This window comes from Pseudomonas sp. Gutcm_11s (assembly GCF_028649395.1).
GTDB lineage: Bacteria > Pseudomonadota > Gammaproteobacteria > Pseudomonadales > Pseudomonadaceae > Aquipseudomonas.
This window is the reverse complement of the sequence record NZ_JAQSUW010000006.1, coordinates 36,537-52,798: the sequence shown is the minus strand read 5'-3', so window position 1 is coordinate 52,798 and position 16,262 is coordinate 36,537. Positions and strand designations below refer to the sequence as shown.

19 protein-coding genes are annotated in these 16,262 nt (G+C 67.6%); 12 read left to right on the top strand and 7 right to left on the bottom strand.

Translation table 11 applies throughout. The features are described from left to right. Nucleotides 1-37: 37 nt before the first annotated feature. Nucleotides 38-724 (bottom strand): LrgB family protein, encoded by a 687-nt coding sequence (locus PTT45_RS01190; protein WP_273811060.1) that lies wholly within the window; start codon nucleotides 722-724, stop codon nucleotides 38-40. Beyond that, nucleotides 714-1,100, bottom strand: a complete 387-nt coding sequence (locus tag PTT45_RS01185) for a CidA/LrgA family protein (RefSeq protein WP_273811059.1) — start codon at nucleotides 1,098-1,100, stop codon at nucleotides 714-716. Before PTT45_RS01185 ends, PTT45_RS01190 begins: the two co-directional genes overlap by 11 nt. Nucleotides 1,101-1,186: 86 nt before the next feature. Here PTT45_RS01185 and PTT45_RS01180 point away from each other — a divergent pair, with 86 nt between their 5' ends. Further along, nucleotides 1,187-2,077, top strand: coding sequence for a LysR family transcriptional regulator (locus PTT45_RS01180; protein ID WP_273811058.1), 891 nt, complete (start codon nucleotides 1,187-1,189; stop codon nucleotides 2,075-2,077). Here PTT45_RS01180 and PTT45_RS01175 read toward each other — a convergent pair. After that, nucleotides 2,059-2,526: a cupin domain-containing protein gene (locus PTT45_RS01175; protein ID WP_273811057.1), complete on the bottom strand. Its 468-nt coding sequence runs from the start codon at nucleotides 2,524-2,526 to the stop codon at nucleotides 2,059-2,061. The genes PTT45_RS01180 and PTT45_RS01175 overlap by 19 nt on opposite strands. Continuing rightward, entirely contained in the window at nucleotides 2,526-2,975 is a 450-nt protein-coding gene (locus tag PTT45_RS01170) for a flavodoxin (protein ID WP_273811056.1), read from the bottom strand. Before PTT45_RS01170 ends, PTT45_RS01175 begins: the two co-directional genes overlap by 1 nt. Before the next feature lie 163 nt (nucleotides 2,976-3,138). On the opposite strand from PTT45_RS01170, the gene PTT45_RS01165 reads away from it, so the two are divergent. The 3 genes from PTT45_RS01165 to ahpF all read left to right on the top strand — a co-directional run bounded on the left by PTT45_RS01165 (nucleotide 3,139) and on the right by ahpF (nucleotide 6,152). Continuing rightward, the gene (locus tag PTT45_RS01165; RefSeq protein WP_273811055.1) at nucleotides 3,139-3,747 is read left to right on the top strand and encodes a PilZ domain-containing protein; all 609 of its coding nucleotides are present in this window, start codon (nucleotides 3,139-3,141) and stop codon (nucleotides 3,745-3,747) included. Nucleotides 3,748-3,890: 143 nt separating this feature from the next. Next, complete coding sequence (ahpC, locus tag PTT45_RS01160; RefSeq protein WP_043311396.1) at nucleotides 3,891-4,454, top strand: alkyl hydroperoxide reductase subunit C; 564 nt, start codon at nucleotides 3,891-3,893, stop codon at nucleotides 4,452-4,454. Between the two features lie 141 nt (nucleotides 4,455-4,595). Beyond that, nucleotides 4,596-6,152: an alkyl hydroperoxide reductase subunit F gene (gene ahpF, locus PTT45_RS01155; RefSeq protein ID WP_273811053.1), complete on the top strand. Its 1,557-nt coding sequence runs from the start codon at nucleotides 4,596-4,598 to the stop codon at nucleotides 6,150-6,152. Between the two features lie 63 nt (nucleotides 6,153-6,215). Here the strand turns inward: ahpF and dgt are convergent, their stop codons facing one another. Together dgt and PTT45_RS01145 are read right to left on the bottom strand one after the other, a co-directional pair. Further along, complete coding sequence (gene dgt, locus PTT45_RS01150) at nucleotides 6,216-7,682, bottom strand: dGTPase (protein WP_273811052.1); 1,467 nt, start codon at nucleotides 7,680-7,682, stop codon at nucleotides 6,216-6,218. A gap of 55 nt (nucleotides 7,683-7,737) precedes the next feature. Beyond that, entirely contained in the window at nucleotides 7,738-8,622 is an 885-nt protein-coding gene (locus tag PTT45_RS01145; protein WP_273811051.1) for an EamA family transporter, read from the bottom strand. A gap of 145 nt (nucleotides 8,623-8,767) precedes the next feature. On the opposite strand from PTT45_RS01145, the gene PTT45_RS01140 reads away from it, so the two are divergent. The 8 genes from PTT45_RS01140 to PTT45_RS01105 all read left to right on the top strand — a co-directional run bounded on the left by PTT45_RS01140 (nucleotide 8,768) and on the right by PTT45_RS01105 (nucleotide 15,834). After that, nucleotides 8,768-8,989: a DUF3820 family protein gene (locus PTT45_RS01140; protein WP_273811050.1), complete on the top strand. Its 222-nt coding sequence runs from the start codon at nucleotides 8,768-8,770 to the stop codon at nucleotides 8,987-8,989. Nucleotides 8,990-9,080: 91 nt separating this feature from the next. Further along, nucleotides 9,081-9,518: a MarR family winged helix-turn-helix transcriptional regulator gene (locus tag PTT45_RS01135; RefSeq protein ID WP_273811049.1), complete on the top strand. Its 438-nt coding sequence runs from the start codon at nucleotides 9,081-9,083 to the stop codon at nucleotides 9,516-9,518. A 3-nt stretch (nucleotides 9,519-9,521) separates the two neighbouring features. Continuing rightward, a complete protein-coding gene (locus tag PTT45_RS01130) occupies nucleotides 9,522-11,585 on the top strand; it encodes an FUSC family protein (protein WP_273811048.1) in 2,064 nt (687 codons plus the stop codon). Beyond that, a complete protein-coding gene (locus PTT45_RS01125) occupies nucleotides 11,582-11,794 on the top strand; it encodes a DUF1656 domain-containing protein (RefSeq protein ID WP_273811047.1) in 213 nt (70 codons plus the stop codon). Before PTT45_RS01130 ends, PTT45_RS01125 begins: the two co-directional genes overlap by 4 nt. Further along, nucleotides 11,791-12,669: an efflux RND transporter periplasmic adaptor subunit gene (locus PTT45_RS01120; RefSeq protein ID WP_273811046.1), complete on the top strand. Its 879-nt coding sequence runs from the start codon at nucleotides 11,791-11,793 to the stop codon at nucleotides 12,667-12,669. The genes PTT45_RS01125 and PTT45_RS01120 overlap by 4 nt, the downstream gene beginning before the upstream one ends. Beyond that, on the top strand, nucleotides 12,666-14,087 hold the full coding sequence (locus PTT45_RS01115; RefSeq protein ID WP_273811045.1) for an efflux transporter outer membrane subunit: 1,422 nt from the start codon (nucleotides 12,666-12,668) through the stop codon (nucleotides 14,085-14,087). The genes PTT45_RS01120 and PTT45_RS01115 overlap by 4 nt, the downstream gene beginning before the upstream one ends. 100 nt (nucleotides 14,088-14,187) lie before the next feature. Further along, nucleotides 14,188-14,958, top strand: a complete 771-nt coding sequence (locus tag PTT45_RS01110; protein WP_273811044.1) for an SDR family oxidoreductase — start codon at nucleotides 14,188-14,190, stop codon at nucleotides 14,956-14,958. Between the two features lie 81 nt (nucleotides 14,959-15,039). Continuing rightward, the gene (locus PTT45_RS01105) at nucleotides 15,040-15,834 is read left to right on the top strand and encodes a hypothetical protein (RefSeq protein WP_273811043.1); all 795 of its coding nucleotides are present in this window, start codon (nucleotides 15,040-15,042) and stop codon (nucleotides 15,832-15,834) included. Nucleotides 15,835-15,838: 4 nt separating this feature from the next. Here the strand turns inward: PTT45_RS01105 and PTT45_RS01100 are convergent, their stop codons facing one another. Next, nucleotides 15,839-16,132 (bottom strand): hypothetical protein, encoded by a 294-nt coding sequence (locus tag PTT45_RS01100; RefSeq protein WP_273811041.1) that lies wholly within the window; start codon nucleotides 16,130-16,132, stop codon nucleotides 15,839-15,841. Between the last annotated feature and the right edge of the window lie 130 nt (nucleotides 16,133-16,262).

Sequence of the window (16,262 nt, the reverse complement as noted above, 5' to 3'; positions counted from 1 at the left end):
GCCGACAGCCAGGAGATCGTAAGCAGGTTCTCACGGGTCACAACAGGATCAGCAGCAGCGGCGCGGCGAACAGGTTGAGCAACCCCATCAGCACCATCACCAGGCCAGCCACTGTGCCCTCCTCGCTCCCCACTTCCTGGGCCCGCGCCACTCCGGCGCCGTGGGCGCCGACGCCGAACAGCGCGCCACGCGCCAGTGCCGTGCGCAGGGGCAGCCACTTCAGCAGCAGGCCGCCAACCAGGGCGCCGAAGGTGCCGGTGAGCATGACGAAGATCGCCGCCAGCTCCGGCACGCCGCCCAGGCTCTGCGCCACCGGCATGGCAAACGGCGTGGTGATCGAACGCGGCACCAGCGAGCGGCTGACCTCGCCGTCCAGCGCCAGGGCATTGGTCAGCCACCAGGAACTGGCGATGGCCACCGCGCTGCCGGCCAGCATGCCCAGTAGCAGCGCCGGCCAGTGCCGGGCGAGCAGCGCGCGCTGCTGCCAGATCGGTACGGCGAAGGCCACGGTGGCCGGGCCGAGCAGCGACATCAGCAGGTGGGTGTTGCTGGAGTACTCGGCGTAATCGGTATGCAGCGGCACGGCCACCGCCAGCAACACTGCGGGCACCAGCAGCAGCGGCGACAGCAGGTAGCGCCCGCTGCGCCGGTAGGCCCAGCGGCTGAACAGGTAGGCGGCCAGGGTCAGACCCAGCCAGAACAGCGGCATGGGCTCAAGGTTCACGGCGCATCCTCCAGCGGCACATGGCCTCCACGGTCAGCGCCGTGGTCAGCATCACCAGCAAGGTGCTGCTGCCGATCACCAGCATGATCCGCCCGCCCTCCTCGCGCAGCAGTGCGCCATAGTCGAGCAGGCTCATCAGCGCCGGGATAAAGAACAGCAGCATCTCCGCCAGCAGCAGGCCGGCGCCTAACTGCAGGGCGGCCGGGTCCACTCGCCCGCTGGCGAAGGCGGCCAGCAACAGGCCCAGGCCGATGACCCCGCCGGGAATCGGCCAGCCCAGCCAGGCAGCCAACTGGCAGCCGAGCAGGTACAGGCCGAGCAGCACGGCCAGCTCGGCGCCCAGACGAAACAGATGACCCACACGCGCGCGATTCACGGCGAAAACCCTCTTGCACTGGCAAGCAGGTTAAGCGCGGGCCTATCATCCCAAAAGCGAATTGTTCGAATGAAAGGCATTCCAGAATGGAATTCAAACAGCTACGCGCCTTCGCCGAAGTGGTGCGCCAGGGCGGTTTCACCCAGGCCGCCGGCGTGCTGCATGCCAGCCAGTCGGCGATCAGCAAGCAGGTCGCCCAGCTGGAACAGCGCCTCGGCGTGCAGCTGCTCGAACGCAGCGGCCCGCACCTGCGCCTGACCGACGCCGGCCGCGTGGTGCAGCGCCGCGCCGAAGACTTCCTGCGCCTGCGCCAGGAGCTGCTGCGCGAGCTTGACGACCTCGGCCAGCTGGAACGCGGCGAGCTGCGCCTGGGCCTGCCGCTGCTGGGCAGCGATGCGCTGTTCGCCGGGCTGTTTGCCGAGTACCGGCGGCGCTACCCGAACATCGTCGTGCACCTGCAGGAAGGCGGCAGCAAGCTGGTCGAGCAGTTGGTGCTGAGCGGCGAGCTGGAGCTGGGCGCCGGCCTGCAGCCGGATGACCCGGCCTTCGCCAGCCAGCCGTTCTGCAACGAGCCGCTGGACGTGCTGCTGCCGGCCGCGCACGCACTGGCCGGGGCCAGCGGCGTGAGTCTGCAGGAGCTGGCCGACACGCCCTTCCTGCTCTACCAGCAGAGCTTCACCCTCAACGACCGCTTGCTGCGTGCCTGCCAGGAGGCCGGCTTCACTCCGCTGGAAGGCGGGCGCAGCGGCCAGGCGGACTTCCTCGTCGCGCTGGTGGCGGCCGGTCAGGGCGTGGTGCTGCTGCCGCGCATCGTGGCGCGCGAGCTGGAACGGCCGGGCGTGGTGCGCGTGGCGCTGCGCGAGTCGAACCTGCGCTGGGACATCGCCTTCATCTGGCGCCGCGGCGCTTACCTGTCACGCGCGGCACAGGCCTGGCTCGACCTCCTGGCGGAGCAGGATCAGAGCAGCTCGGAGTAGTCGCCACTCAGCAGCGGCCAGGCGGCCTGCGCGGCCGGATCGTCGGCGAGCAGGCGGAAGTTCTCGAAGCGGAACTCCGGCGCCACCGTGCAGCCGACCAGGGTGAAATCGCCCAGGCTGCGCGCGGCCTGCCAGGCCTGCGCCGGCACCACGCGTTGCGGCAGCTGCTGCGCCGCCACCGGGCCTAGCACCTCACGACGCACGGCATCCGGCGTCTCGCCGATCAGCAGTTCGAGCGGTGCGCCCTCATGGAAATGCCAGAGTTCGTCGGCATCGATGCGATGCCAACGGCTGACCGCGCAGCCCGGCAGCAGGAACAGGATGGCGCTGGACGCGGCGCGGCCATCGCCATCACGCAGCGCCGAGGTGAACAGCCGCCGGTAGTAGCCGCCCTCGGGATGGGCGGCCAGCTGCAGCTCGCGGATCAGCTCGGCGGCGCGCGGGTGCATCAGCCTTTCAGCGCTTGCGCCAGCTCAGCCAGCCAGGGCTTGGCATCGCTGTCCGGGGTGACGGTCTCGCTGGCATCCAGGCGCAGCATCGGCAGCGCCTCGCGTACGCCCAGCTCCAGCAGCAGCTCGCGCATCTGCTCACCGCCGCCACAGAACACGTCGTAGCTGGAGTCGCCCAGGGCGATCACCGCGCCGGGCAGGCCGCTCCAGGCCGGGAAACGGTCGCGCAGCGCGTAGTAGAGGTTCTGCAGATTGCCGGGCAGCTCGCCCATGCCAGTGGTGGAGGTCACCACCAGAATCGCCTCGGGGGCGAAGGCCAGCACCTCCTCGAGCGCCACGCCGGGCTTGTGCCAGGCCTCGTAGCCGGCGCCTTCCAGCGTCTGTACGGCAACTCGGGCAACGTCTTCGGCAGCCCCATAGACGGAACCAGAGAGGATGGCGACTTTCATGTGGCACTCCAGAGATCGGGAAAAAACGCCGCGCATTATGCCGTATGTCGCCCGACGGGGAACTCACCGCCCCGCCGGCCGTCCCACACTGGTGGTCGCCAGTGCTCAGGGACAGGCGCATTTCTTGCTTTCGGCCACAGTGCACAGCCCCTTGGAGGGCATCATGTCCGAGCAGCCGACCCTGTCCAGCGAGGAGCTGGACTTCATCCGTGAAGTATTCAGCAGCCAGCTGATCGGCAAGCCACTGTCGATCCCGGCATTCAAGGTAGATGGCGGCCCGTTGGCCAACGCCCTGCTCGCCCGCCTCGGCGGCCATGCCAAGTTGAGCCTGGAAGCGCAGGTGGACAACTGCAGGATGACCTTCCCCCTTCAGATGGTCGACGACGAGTTGCACGGGCTGCTGCTGGAAATGGGCGCACCGAGCATCTTCGAGGACGGCCAGGTGCGCCGCCCCTGGCGCCTCGAGCTGGACGAACCGCTGGTGCTGCGTGACAAGCACGGCGAAGACAGCGCCCTGCTGGTCTACGAGATCGCCCCGGACAGCCTGGTAGTCGGCTCGCCGATGCTCGAACCGCCGGAGCGCTTCAGCCTCTGGCTACCCCTGCCGGGCTTCGAGAGCCTGCCCATCAAGGGCCAGCGTATCCGCCGTATCGGACGCCACCGCGCGGCCTACGGCCTGCAGATGCAGCACAGCGAACACGCCGAGCGCATCCGCCAGTTCATCTTCGAGCAATACCGTCAGCAGCACCCACAACTACAAATCGCCCGCTGACTGTCATAGATAACTGCCACTTTTAAGATGACGGTACATAGACCGACTCAATCGTTTTGATGCCTTCATTCAATTTAGCGATTACAGCTGATGCGGTTAGTATGCGCAGCATCAAGTTTCCAAACCCCAACAGGAGTTCTCTCATGTCCCTGATCAACACCCAGGTTCAACCCTTTACCGCCAACGCCTTCCACAATGGCGAGTTCATCCAGGTCACCGAGCAGAGCCTGAAAGGCAAGTGGTCCGTGCTGATCTTCATGCCGGCTGCCTTCACCTTCAACTGCCCGACCGAAATCGAAGACGCCGCCAACAACTACGCCGAGTTCCAGAAGGCCGGTGCCGAGGTGTACATCGTCACCACCGACACCCACTTCTCGCACAAGGTATGGCACGAAACCTCCCCGGCCGTTGGCAAGGCTCAGTTCCCGCTGATCGGCGATCCGACCCACCAGCTGACCAACGCTTTCGGCGTGCACATCGCTGAAGAAGGTCTGGCGCTGCGTGGCACCTTCGTGATCAACCCGGAAGGCGTGATCAAGACCCTGGAAATCCACTCCAACGAAATCGCTCGCGACGTCTCCGAGACCCTGCGCAAGCTGAAAGCCGCTCAGTACACCGCCGCTAACCCGGGCCAGGTTTGCCCGGCCAAGTGGAAAGAAGGCGAGAAGACCCTGGCTCCGTCCCTGGACCTGGTCGGCAAGATCTAAGATCTGCCCGGGGCCGCATAGGCCCCACCCCGCCTTGCGCTTCGCCGGCTGAAACCCAGCCGCAAGTGCCCGAACGCCCGGGCGCGATCCGTCCGGGCGTTTGTTTGTCCGAAATTCGCTATTCGCTAGAGGATTCCCGTCATGTTGGACGCCAATCTGCAAACCCAGTTGAAGGCCTACCTCGAGAAGGTCACCCAGCCGTTCGAGATCGTCGCCAGCCTCGATGACGGCGAGAAGTCTCAGGAACTGCTCGGACTGCTCAAAGACATCGTCGGCCTGACCGACAAGATCACCCTCAAGACCGATGGCAACGACGCACGTCGTCCGTCGTTCTCGCTCAACCGCCCGGGTGCGGATATCGGCGTTACCTTCGCCGGCATCCCCATGGGCCACGAATTCACCTCGCTGGTACTGGCCCTGCTGCAGGTCGGCGGCCACCCGTCCAAGCTGGACGCGGAAACCATCGAGCAGATCAAGAGCATCGAAGGCCGTTTCGAGTTCGAAACCTACTTCTCGCTGTCCTGCCAGAACTGCCCGGACGTGGTCCAGGCGCTGAACCTGATGGCCGTGCTCAACCCCAACATCCGCAACGTGTCCATCGACGGCGCGCTGTTCCAGGAAGAAGTCGAGCGTCGCCAGATCATGGCGGTGCCGAGCATCTACCTGAACGGTGAAGTCTTCGCCTCGGGTCGCATGGAGGTGAAGGAAATCCTCGCCAAGATCGACACCCAGGCCGGCAACCGCGACGCCGAGAAGATGAACGCCAAGGACGCCTTCGACGTGCTGGTAGTGGGCGGTGGCCCGGCTGGCGCCGCAGCGGCCATCTACGCCGCGCGTAAAGGCATCCGCACTGGCGTGGCAGCCGAGCGCTTCGGCGGCCAGGTACTGGACACCATGGCCATCGAGAACTTCATCTCGGTGCAGGAGACCGAAGGCCCGAAACTGGCCCGCGCCCTGGAAGAGCACGTGCGCCAGTACGAAGTCGACATCATGAACCTGCAACGCGCCTCCGCCCTGGTTCCGGCCAGTGCCGAAGGTGGCCCGCACGAAGTGAAGTTCGAAAATGGCGCCTCGCTCAAGGCCAAGACCGTGATCCTCTCCACCGGCGCCCGCTGGAGAGAGATGGGCGTACCCGGCGAGCAGGAATACAAGGCCAAGGGCGTGTGCTTCTGCCCGCACTGCGACGGCCCGCTGTTCAAGGGCAAGCGTGTAGCGGTAATCGGCGGCGGTAACTCCGGCGTCGAGGCGGCCATCGACCTGGCCGGCATCGTCGCCCACGTCACCCTGCTCGAATTCGCCGACACCCTGCGTGCCGACGCCGTGCTGCAGAACAAGCTGTACAGCCTGCCGAACGTCACCGTGATCAAGAGCGCGCAGACCACCGCAGTGGTCGGCGACGGCCAGAAGGTCACCGGCCTGACCTACAAGGATCGCAGCAGCGACGCGGTACATACCGTCGAGCTGGAAGGCATCTTCGTGCAGATCGGCCTGCTGCCGAACAGCGACTGGCTCAAGGGCACCTTGGAGCTCAACCGCTTCGGCGAGATCATCGTCGACGCCAAGGGCGCCACCAACATCCCCGGCGTGTTCGCTGCCGGTGACGTGACCACCGTGCCGTACAAGCAGATCGTCATCGCCGTCGGCGAAGGCTCCAAGGCATCGCTGTCCGCCTTCGACCACCTGATCCGCACCAGCTGATCAGTACGTAGCAACGAAAAAGCCGGGCTCCCGCGAGGAAGCCCGGCTTTTTTATGCCGGCGATTACTGGGCGCTGAGCACTGCGAACTCGTCCTCGGCCAGCTGGTCGGTCAGGCCGCTGACGAAGTCCAGGAGCAGGCGCGTGCGGTGGTAGAACTCCCAGGCCGGCGCGTCCTCGCCGTCGTGCTCGGTCAGCGCCTGGCGATAGGCACTGAGCAGGTGGGTGGGCAGACGGCGCAGCAGCATGCGCTGGTCGGCGCGGCCCTTGCCGGACAGCAACGCCTGGAAGTCCGCGCCGCTCTGGCCCAGCAGCACACCGTAACCCTCCAGCAGCCCCTGCAGGATGCGCAGGCCGCGCAGCTGCAGGGTCTCCACTTCGCGATGGCAGAACACCTGTTCGGCGCCCACCGTCTTGAAGGTCTGCACCACAGCGCAGGCCGGGCTGTCGTCTTCCAGCAGCGCGCGGTCGAGGGTGCCGGCATGCACCGCATCGAACTGTTCGATGAACTGCCCGGCGGCGTGCTGCACCAGCGGGTGGATCAGGTTCACGCGCAGGCGGATGAAGAACTGCCCAACCTTGTCCACCGGCTCGGCATCGGCGCGCAGCCAGGCGTCGTCCAGCAATTCGGCGAAGCTGCGCCCGCGCGTGTCGATCGCCGTGTCCAGCGGTTTGAAGCGGGCGAAGGTGTCGCGCAGCAGCGTGCACAGGCGCGGCAGGTCGAGGATGCCCTTGACCACCGCGTCCTCCAGGTCGGCCAGGCAGTAGGAGATGTCGTCCGCCGCCTCCATCACGTAGACCAGCGGATAGCGGGTCTGCGGCGCCATGCCCAGCGTCTGCCACAGCAGGGTGACGAAGCCTTCCTCGCTCAGGTAGAAGCCGGGCTTCTTGCGCAGGTAGGCGCCGGCGCTGCCCTTCTCCGGCTTCGGCTGGTGCGCCGCACGCACGTACTTGAGCATGCACGCGGCCTGGCTGTAGGTCAGGTTCATGTCGTGCAGGCGATGCACCAGGCGAATGGCCTGGGCATTGCCCTCGAAGCTGTTGAGGTCACGCAGCATGCGCTGTCGCAGCTCGGCGTCGGCCTGCGGCACGGCAGTGGTAAACAATGTGTCGAGATGCCGCGCACACCAGTCGCCGATGGCGAATTCGCCGAAGTGGCCGAATGGCGGGTTGCCGATGTCGTGGCTCAGGCAGGCCATTTCCACCAGCGTCTCCAGCACCCGCTCCATGCCGTCCAGGCCATACTCGGCGGCGCGTGGACCGAGCTTGTGGAACAGCGTGCGAACGATGTGGCGACCGACCTGCTGCACTTCCAGCGAGTGGGTCAGGCGGCTGCGCACCGCGGCGTTGCGCTCCAGCGGGAACACCTGGGTCTTCTGCTGCAGGCGGCGCAGCGCCGCCGAGTTGAGGATGCGCCCGCGGTCGCTCTCCAGGCGCTCGGTGAGCTCAAACAGCCAGGCCTCGTCGCCTACCTCGGGCACCGTGCCGCCATCGCGGGCACGGCGCAGGGAAATCTTCGTCTTGAAATCCAACGCACTCGCTCCTTGCCGGTTGGCCCGCAGCCTAGCGCGTCGGCGAGTGCTTCGGCTAGGCGGCCTGTGCGCCCTGCAAGCGCTGCCAGAGCTTGCCGCCAAACACGTTGACCAGCAGGCCGAGCATCACCAGCCCGGCGCCAGCCCACTGCAGCGTGCTGAGGCGTTCGCCCAGTAGCACCGCCGAACTGCTCAGCCCGACCACCGGCACCAGCAGCGAGAACGGCGCCACCTGCCCGGCCGGGTAGCGCGACAGCAGGCGACTCCACAGGCCGTAGCCGAGCAGCGTGGCAACCAGCGCCAGGTACAGCAGGGCCAGCACCGAACTCATACCGATGTTGAGCAGTGCGTGTTCGATGCGCTGCGGTCCTTCCAGCCACAGCGACAGGAGGAAGAACGGAATCGGCGGAATCAGGCTGCCCCAGATCACCAGGCCCATCAGGTTGACCTTGCCGAACTTGCGGGTGAGCACGTTGCCCATTGCCCACATCGACGCGGCGATCAGGGTCAGCACGATGCCCAGCAGCGTGGTGGCGTGACCGGTCTGCAGGCCGATCAGCAGCAGGCCGCCGCCGGCGATCAGCAGGCCGAGCAGACTGGCGCCGCGCATGCGCTCACCGAGGAACAGCGCAGCGAAGGCCAGGGTGAAGAAGGCCTGCGACTGCAGTACCAGCGAGGCAAGGCCGGCCGGCATACCACTGGCCATGGCCTGGAAGAGGAACACGAACTGGCCAAGGGAAATGGTCGCGCCGTAGGCGATCAGCCAGCGCCACGGCAGGTTGGGCCGGCGCACGAAGAACACCGGCAGCGCCGCCAGGACGAAACGCAAGGCGCCGAGCAGCATCGGTGGCAAGCCGTCGAGGCCGACACGGATGACCACGAAGTTGAGGCCCCAGGCGACGATCACCACCAGCGCCAGTAACAGATCCTTGGGGGCCATCGGGGCAACTCCGCTTCACGAGTAAAGAGGACGATTAGAACGCGCCGTGCCCGCGGCACAGGGGTACAGCTGACCACAACAGTAGCCGTACAGTGCCGCCACCGGGTTATCCTGCCCGCCCCGTCGCCATCCCGTACGCCGCGCCATGAATCCCGACGACCTCCTCCTGCTGGTCACCCGCAGCATGCCCTACGGCAAGTATCAGGGCCGCCTGATCGCCGATCTGCCCGGCAACTACCTGGGCTGGTTCGCCCGCCAGGGCTTTCCCAAGGGCGAATTGGGCCGCCTGCTCGCACTGATGCACGAGATCGATCACAACGGTCTGAACGCCCTGTTGGTACCACTACGGCAACAAGCAAAGCGCTGATCGGCAACTCAGTGTTGCGCGAAACGCACCTTGTCCGAGCAGGGATCGAATGATTAGATAGCATGCTAATAGATAGCCTGCATTCTTTATCATGCCCATCGCAACTCTCCAGCAACAGGTCAGCAGCCGTCTGGTCAGCAGCGGTCGAATCTGGCGCCGTACCTGCCAGCAGGCGCTGGCGCATTTCGGCATCAGCGAAGCCTGCTGCATGCCACTGCTGCTCATCGGCCGCCTCGGCGACGGTGTGCGCCAGGTCCAGCTGGCCCAGGCCGTGGGCATCGAGGGGCCGTCGCTGGTGCGCCTGCTCGATCAGCTGTGCCAGGCCGGGCTGATCGAACGCGCCGAGGACCCGGCCGACCGCCGCGCCAAGCTGCTCAGCGTCACCCCCACCGGACGCACGCTCAGCACCCGGCTGGAAGTCGAGTTGCGCAGCCTGCGCAGTCGGGCCCTCGGCCATCTGCCCGAGGCCGACCTGCACGCGGCGCTGCGCGTGTTCAGCGCGCTCGAACAGTTCACCCCGCAGGCCTGACTGATGCTCAGCCTGCCTCCCGCTCGCGACTGGTTCTACTCGCTCAAGGTATTCGCCGCCTCGATGCTGGCGCTGTACATCGCCCTGTACATGCAGCTGCCGCGGCCCTACTGGGCGATGGCCACGGTGTACATCGTCGCCAACCCCTTCGTCGGCCCGACCAGTTCCAAGGCGCTGTACCGCGCACTGGGTACCCTGCTCGGCGCCAGCGCCGCAGTGTTCTTCGTGCCGCTGCTGGCCCAGGCGCCGCTGCTGCTGTGCCTGGTGGTGGCGCTATGGACCGGCAGCATGCTGTTGCTCTCCATGCACGTACGCACCGCCGACAACTACGCGCTGATGCTGGCCGGCTACACCATGCCGATGATCGCCCTGCCGGTAGTGGACAACCCGCAGGCGGTGTTCGACCTGGCCTACTCGCGCTTCCTCGAGATCAGCCTGGGCATCGTCTGCGCCGCCGTGGTCACCAGCCTGTTCTGGCCCAGCCGCCTGGCCCCGGTACTCGCCGACAGCGCCCGCCGCTGGTTCGGCGATGCCCGCGACTACTGCGCCCTGCAGCTGCAGCGCCAGCGCGAGCTGGGCGATCTGGCGCGCCTGCGCGCAGCCATGGTCACCACCTTCAACGGCCTGGAACTGATGATCGGCCAGCTGCCCCACGAGGGCGCCCACCCACGCGTGGTACGCAACGCCCGCGAGCTGCGCGAGCGCATGGCCCTGCTGCTGCCAGCGGTGGACAGCCTGCACGACGCCCTGGACGTGCTGCACCAACGCGCACCCCAGCAGGCCGCCCACCTGGCGCCACTGCTGCGCCGCGCCGAGGCCTGGCTGCGCGAGGGTGCCGACGAGGCCGGTCGCAGCGAACTGCAGCAAGCGCTGCAAACCCTGCAACCGGACCCGGTACTCCTGGTCGAAGCCGAGCAGAGCCTGCTGGCCAATGCCCTCTATCGCCTGCGCCAATGGCTCGACCTGTGGCAGGACTGCCGCAGCCTGCAGCAGCGTCTGAGCAGTGACGACCACAGCCCCTGGACCTCGGTGTACCGCCACTGGCATCTGGGCAACGGCGCGCGCTTCTATGACCGCGGGCTGATGCTGTATTCCACCGCCTACATCGTCCTCGGTATCTTCATCGCCGCGCAGCTGTGGATCTGGCTGGGCTGGACCGATGGCGCCAGCGCCGTGGTGCTCGCCGCCGTGGCCTGCTGCTTCTTCGCCACGCTCGACGAGCCGGCCGCGCAGATCAAGCGCTTCTTCATCTGGACCTGCTTCAGCGTGATGCTGGCCAGCCTCTACCTGTTCCTCGTGCTGCCCAACGTGCACGATTTCCCGCTGCTGGTGCTGGCCTTCGCCGGGCCGTTCATCTGCGTCGGCACCCTCACCGTGCAACCGCGCTTCTACCTGCCGACCCTGCTGATCGCGGTCAACACCGCCACCTTCATCAGCATCCAGGGCGCCTACCAGGCCGACTTCCTGGTGTTCCTCAACAGCAACCTGGCCGGGCCCATCGGCCTGCTCTTCGCTTTCCTCTGGACCCTGGTGTTCCGCCCATTCGGAGCCGAGCTGCTGGCGCGGCGCATGACCCGTTCCAGCTGGCAGGACCTCGGCGCGATGAGCCATGCCGACACCCTGGTCGAACAGCGCCGCCTGGCCGGGCGCCTGCTTGACCGCTTCGCCCAGCACCTGCCGCGCCTCAACCTCAGCGGCCAGGACAGCGGCGAGGCCGAGCGCGACCTGCGCATCGCCTACAACCTGCTCGACATCAAGGCCCACCAGGCGCGCCTGCCGAGCGAAGCGCAGCGCCCACTGCAACTGGTGGTGCGTGGCGTCGGCCGGCACTTCCGCCGCAACCTGCGTGCCGGCAGCGCGCAGCCGGTGGCGCCCTCGCTGCTGCAGCTGATCGAGCGTGCACGCCTGGCCACGACCGCCAGCGCGCCGCAGTGTGAGGAAGCCGCACTGGCCGTGCTGCACGCCCTCGGCGGCCTGGCCACCGCGCTGCAACCGCCGGCCCTCGCTGCGCCGGCCGTGTACCACGAACAACCTCTGCCCCAGGGCCTCGACGGAGCCGCACTGTGATCGGCGATATCAATGTCTTCGGCGTGTTCCTGCCCACCGCCCTGGTGCTGGCACTGCTCGCCTACCTGCTGTACCTGCCGCTGCAGCGGCTGCTCAACACCCTGCATGTCTACCGCCTGGTCTGGCACCGCGCGCTGTTCAACATCGCGCTGTACGCCGCCCTGCTGGGCCTCCTCGATCACCTCAGCCGAATCCTGATGCACTCATGAAAAGACTCGCGCTCTCCTCCGCCCGCCTGCTGGTCACCCTGGTCGCCGTTGCCGTCGCCGCCGTGCTGATCTGGCAGATGGTCAGCTACTACCTGTTCGCCCCCTGGACCCGCGACGGCCATATCCGCGTCGACGTGATCCAGGTGGCACCCGACGTCTCCGGGCTGATCGCCCGCGTCGAGGTCCACGACAACCAGCCGGTCAGCCGTGGCCAGGTGCTGTTCGTCATCGACCAGGCGCGTTTCCAGGTCGCCCTCAAGCAGGCCGAGGCGCTGCGCGACGACCGCCGCGAGACCCTGGCCCAGGCCAGGCGCGAGGCCGCGCGCAACCGTGCGCTAGGCAAGCTGGTGGCGCGCGAGATCGTCGAGGAAAGCGAATCCACCGTGCTGCGCGCCGGCGCGGCGCTGGCCGAGGCCGAGGCGGCGGTGGGCACCGCGCGCCTGAACCTGGAGCGCACGGTGATCAGCAGCCCGGTGGACGGCTACCTCAACGACCGCGCGCCGCGCGTGGGCGAGTTCGTCAGTGCCGGGCGCAACGTGCTCTCGGTGGTGGACAAGGACTCCTTCCACCTCGACGGCTATTTCGAGGAAACCAAGCTCGGCCACATCCATGTCGGCCAGGCCGTGGACATCCGCGTGATGGGCGACGAGCGCCGCCTGACCGGGCACGTGCAGAGCATCGCCGCCGCCATCGAGGACCGCGACCGCACCAGCGGCGCCAACCTGCTGCCCAACGTCAACCCGGCCTTCAGCTGGGTGCGCCTGGCCCAGCGCGTGCCGGTGCGCATCCTATTCGACGAGGTGCCGGAAGACTTCCGCATGGTCGCCGGGCGCACCGCCACCGTGTCCATCATCGAGGACGGACAGAAGCCATGACCCTGCGCCTGCTGCCCCTCGTCGCCGCCCTCGCCCTCGGCGCCTGCACCACGGTCGGCCCCGACTACCACCTGCCGCAGGACGCCGCCGCCAACCGCGCCGACCTGCACGGCGAGTTGAACGGCGGCGCCGAAGTGGTCTCCGCACCGGTCCCCGCCGACTGGTGGCGGCTGTACCACGAGCCAGCCCTGGAACGCCTGGTCGAGCAGGCGCTGGCAGCCAACACCGAGCTGCGCGTGGCCGCCGCCAACCTCGGCCGCGCCGCTGCGCGGGTCAGCGAGATCGAGGACCTCGGCAACGTCCACGAAGCCGTGGACGCCGACCTGCAGCGCGTGCAGGTGGCCGGCCAGCAGTTCCTGCTGATGCAGAAGGTGCCGGTGGTCAACTTCGCCAACCTCAACGTCGGCCTGTCCTACCAGCTCGACCTGTTCGGCAAGCTGCGCCGTGGCGTGGAAACCGCCCGCGCCGAGGCCGACGCCACCCAGGCCGCCGCTGACCTGGCACGGATCAACGTGGTCGCCCGGGTGGTCGGCGCCTATGCCCAGGTGTGCGCTGCCAACGAGGAGCGCGCCGTGGCCCTGCACTCGCTCGACCTGCAGCGCCAGAGCCTGGAGCTGACCGCCCAGCTGCACGCCGCCGGGCGTGGCAACGAGACCGAGGTGACCCGCTCGGAGACCCAGTTCAAGTCCCTGCGCGCCGTGCTGCCGCGCTATGAAGCCGCGCGCCAGGCAGGCGTCTACCAGTTGGCCATGCTCACCGCGCAGCCGGCCGAGGCACTGCCGAGCGACGTCACCGACTGTGCGCACCTGCCGACGCTGCTGCAGCCGCTGCCGGTCGGCGACGGCGCCGCCCTGCTCGCCCGCCGTCCGGACGTGCGCCAGGCCGAACGCCAGCTGGCCGCCGCCACCGCGCGCATCGGCGTGACCACCGCCGCGCTGTACCCGGACATCAGCCTCGGCGCCTCCACCGGGCTGATCGGTGTGCTCGACGACATGGGCGATGCCTCCACCCAGCACTGGGGCTTCGGCCCGCTGATCCACTGGAGCATCCCCAGCAACGGCGCCCGCGCTCGCGTACAGCAGGCTGAGGCCGGCAGCCAGGCGGCGCTGGCGCACTTCGACGGCGTGGTGCTGGGCGCCGTGCGCGAGACCCAGACCGCCCTCGCCCACTACCAGGCCGCACTGCAGCAGCGCGACGCCCTGGAAGACACCGCACGCTCGGCGCGCCGAGCCGCCGAACAGACCCACGTCTTCTACCAGGCTGGCCGCGAGAACTTCCTCGCCGAGCTGCAGGCCCAGCGCACCCTGGCCGGCGTCGACGAACAGCTGGCGGCCAGCGAGAGCCAGGTGACCCAGGCGCAGATCGGCCTGTTCATGGCCCTCGGTGGTGGCTGGCAACAGGCCGAGGCGGCGCCATAGGCCAGGGCTTGGCCGCACCATTTGCGCCCGCAATAACGGGCGCCAGGGGCGCCGTGGCGGATTAGGGTAGGTGCCCTATCCATCGGCCAAGGAGCCAGCCATGCATTCCTACTTCAGTCTCGCCGGACGCACCGCCCTGGTCACCGGCGGCAGCCGCGGCATCGGCCGGATGATCGCCCAAGGCCTGCTCGAGGCCGGCGCACGGGTCTTCATCTGCGGCCGCGACGGCGCCGCCTGCCTGCAGACGGCCGAAGAGCTGTCGGTCTACGGCGAGTGCATCGGCCTGGCTGCCGACCTCTCCGGCGAAGAAGGCGCGCGCGCCCTGGCAACCGAGCTGGGCCAGCGCATCGAGCACCTCGACATCCTGGTCAACAACGCCGGTACCAGCTGGGGCGCGCCGCTGGAGAGCTACCCGGTCAAGGGCTGGGAGAAGGTCATGCAGCTCAACGTCACCGCCGTGTTCAGCTGCATCCAGCAACTGCTGCCGCTGCTGCGCAAGGCCGGTAACGAGGCCAGCCCGGCACGCATCATCAACATCGGCTCGGTGGCCGGCATCAGCTCGATGAGCGAAGAAGCCTACGCCTACGGCCCGAGCAAGGCGGCGCTGCACCAGCTGTCGCGCAACCTGGCTCGCGAGCTGGTCAGCGAGCACATCAACGTCAACGTGATCGCCCCCGGCCGCTTCCCGAGCAAGATGACCCGTTTCATCTCCAACGACGAAGCCGCCCTGGCCGCAGACGTCGCACTGATCCCGATGAAGCGCTGGGGCCGCGAGGAAGAAATGTCGGCACTGGCCATCACCCTGTGCAGCACCGCCGGCGCCTACATGACCGGCGCGATCATCCCCATCGACGGCGGTTTCACCCTGTAACCCTGGGGCAATTTGCCACGCGGCCGCCGGGACGAACTCCGCCTAGATTCAGGGCAGAAGATTCGTCTCGGAGCCCTGCACATGGATAGCGATGGCTTAACCCTGGATCTGCAACATCGACACATTCACCAGGAGGCGACGCTACTGGCCGGCGCCCTCACCGACCTGGCCCAGCGCGCGTCGGTCTACCACCACCTCTACCAGGACTCCGGCGGGCGCAACGTCTTCCCGCTGATCGCCGCCCACGGCGCATTGTGGGGTGCCGGCTACTTCGCCCTGGGGATGAAGGTCGGCACGCTACTGTCCGCCCAGTTCCTCTTCTCGCCCGACCAGCGCCGCGCCAAGCTGCGCCAGCTGCATGCCTTCGCCGACGCCTTCCGCGAGATCAACCGGCAGGTCTGCGTCGAGGCCTATACCGCCTACCACTTCAGCAAACTGCACGGCGACCACCCCGGCGCCGAGCGCTACCTGCAGCCACGCCTGCTGGCCGCGCTGAACCGTTGCCACCACGCACAGGCGCGCGGCGAGCCGCTGGCACAGGCAGAGCGAAGCGAGCTGTTCGAGGCGTTCTTCCTCTGGGAGCAGGAATTCATCGTCGGCCCGGCCGTGGAGCGTGCGCTGGCGGCGCTGGACTGGCCACTGATCCGCCGGGTAGCGCTGCGCCCGCGCATCGACTTCGCCAGCACTGCCGAGCGCATCGAGAAAGGCATGCGCGCCTACGAGCTGGCCGAGCAAGCCGGGCTGGCACAAGTCGAGATTGATCTACGCCGCTATGGCGTGCTGCCGCAGGCGTTCTTCCGCGATTCGGCGGAGCATTTCGCCGCGCTACGCGGCCATCTGCTGCCAGGGCTGACGACCGGCGCCCAGCTACGCTGATCGGTCAGTCCTTGACCAGCTGGCAGATGCCATTGGCGCCGTGCTTGCCGGTGTAGGACAACGCCGGCGAGCCGTCCGGGTTGATGCTCAGGGAAAGGGTCACGCCCTCGCCCTTGGCCTCGTAGTAGTTGTCGTTGAACCTCTTCAGGCTGGCCTCCTTGCCGTTCAGGTAGATCGGGCCACCCTCGTCGGCATGCACCTCGATATTGCCCGGGCAGGTGGCATTGAGCTGCGGAATACCGGCCTGCGCAGCGCCGGACATGAGCAGAACGGCAGTGGCGATCAGTGAACGTTTCATCACGATGACTCCCTGTGGATAAATCTTGCTGCACACCCTGACAGGATGCTGCCGAGCAGTTACGGGCAGGTTCGACAAGTACGGCTAAACGCACCATGCTCGGAGCTGGTCATAGCTGTAGGTGACGCAT

Coding starts and splice junctions, on each gene's coding strand:
- PTT45_RS01120 (WP_273811046.1), top strand. CDS start 11,791: ATGAAAAGACTCGCGCTCTCCTCCGCCCGCCTGCTGGTCACCCTGGTC.
- PTT45_RS01140 (WP_273811050.1), top strand. CDS start 8,768: ATGAATCCCGACGACCTCCTCCTGCTGGTCACCCGCAGCATGCCCTAC.
- PTT45_RS01135 (WP_273811049.1), top strand. CDS start 9,081: ATGCCCATCGCAACTCTCCAGCAACAGGTCAGCAGCCGTCTGGTCAGC.
- PTT45_RS01100 (WP_273811041.1), bottom strand. CDS start 16,132: ATGAAACGTTCACTGATCGCCACTGCCGTTCTGCTCATGTCCGGCGCT.
- ahpF (WP_273811053.1), top strand. CDS start 4,596: ATGTTGGACGCCAATCTGCAAACCCAGTTGAAGGCCTACCTCGAGAAG.
- PTT45_RS01170 (WP_273811056.1), bottom strand. CDS start 2,975: ATGAAAGTCGCCATCCTCTCTGGTTCCGTCTATGGGGCTGCCGAAGAC.
- PTT45_RS01115 (WP_273811045.1), top strand. CDS start 12,666: ATGACCCTGCGCCTGCTGCCCCTCGTCGCCGCCCTCGCCCTCGGCGCC.
- ahpC (WP_043311396.1), top strand. CDS start 3,891: ATGTCCCTGATCAACACCCAGGTTCAACCCTTTACCGCCAACGCCTTC.
- PTT45_RS01145 (WP_273811051.1), bottom strand. CDS start 8,622: ATGGCCCCCAAGGATCTGTTACTGGCGCTGGTGGTGATCGTCGCCTGG.
- PTT45_RS01175 (WP_273811057.1), bottom strand. CDS start 2,526: ATGCACCCGCGCGCCGCCGAGCTGATCCGCGAGCTGCAGCTGGCCGCC.
- PTT45_RS01110 (WP_273811044.1), top strand. CDS start 14,188: ATGCATTCCTACTTCAGTCTCGCCGGACGCACCGCCCTGGTCACCGGC.
- PTT45_RS01165 (WP_273811055.1), top strand. CDS start 3,139: ATGTCCGAGCAGCCGACCCTGTCCAGCGAGGAGCTGGACTTCATCCGT.
- PTT45_RS01130 (WP_273811048.1), top strand. CDS start 9,522: ATGCTCAGCCTGCCTCCCGCTCGCGACTGGTTCTACTCGCTCAAGGTA.
- PTT45_RS01105 (WP_273811043.1), top strand. CDS start 15,040: ATGGATAGCGATGGCTTAACCCTGGATCTGCAACATCGACACATTCAC.
- PTT45_RS01180 (WP_273811058.1), top strand. CDS start 1,187: ATGGAATTCAAACAGCTACGCGCCTTCGCCGAAGTGGTGCGCCAGGGC.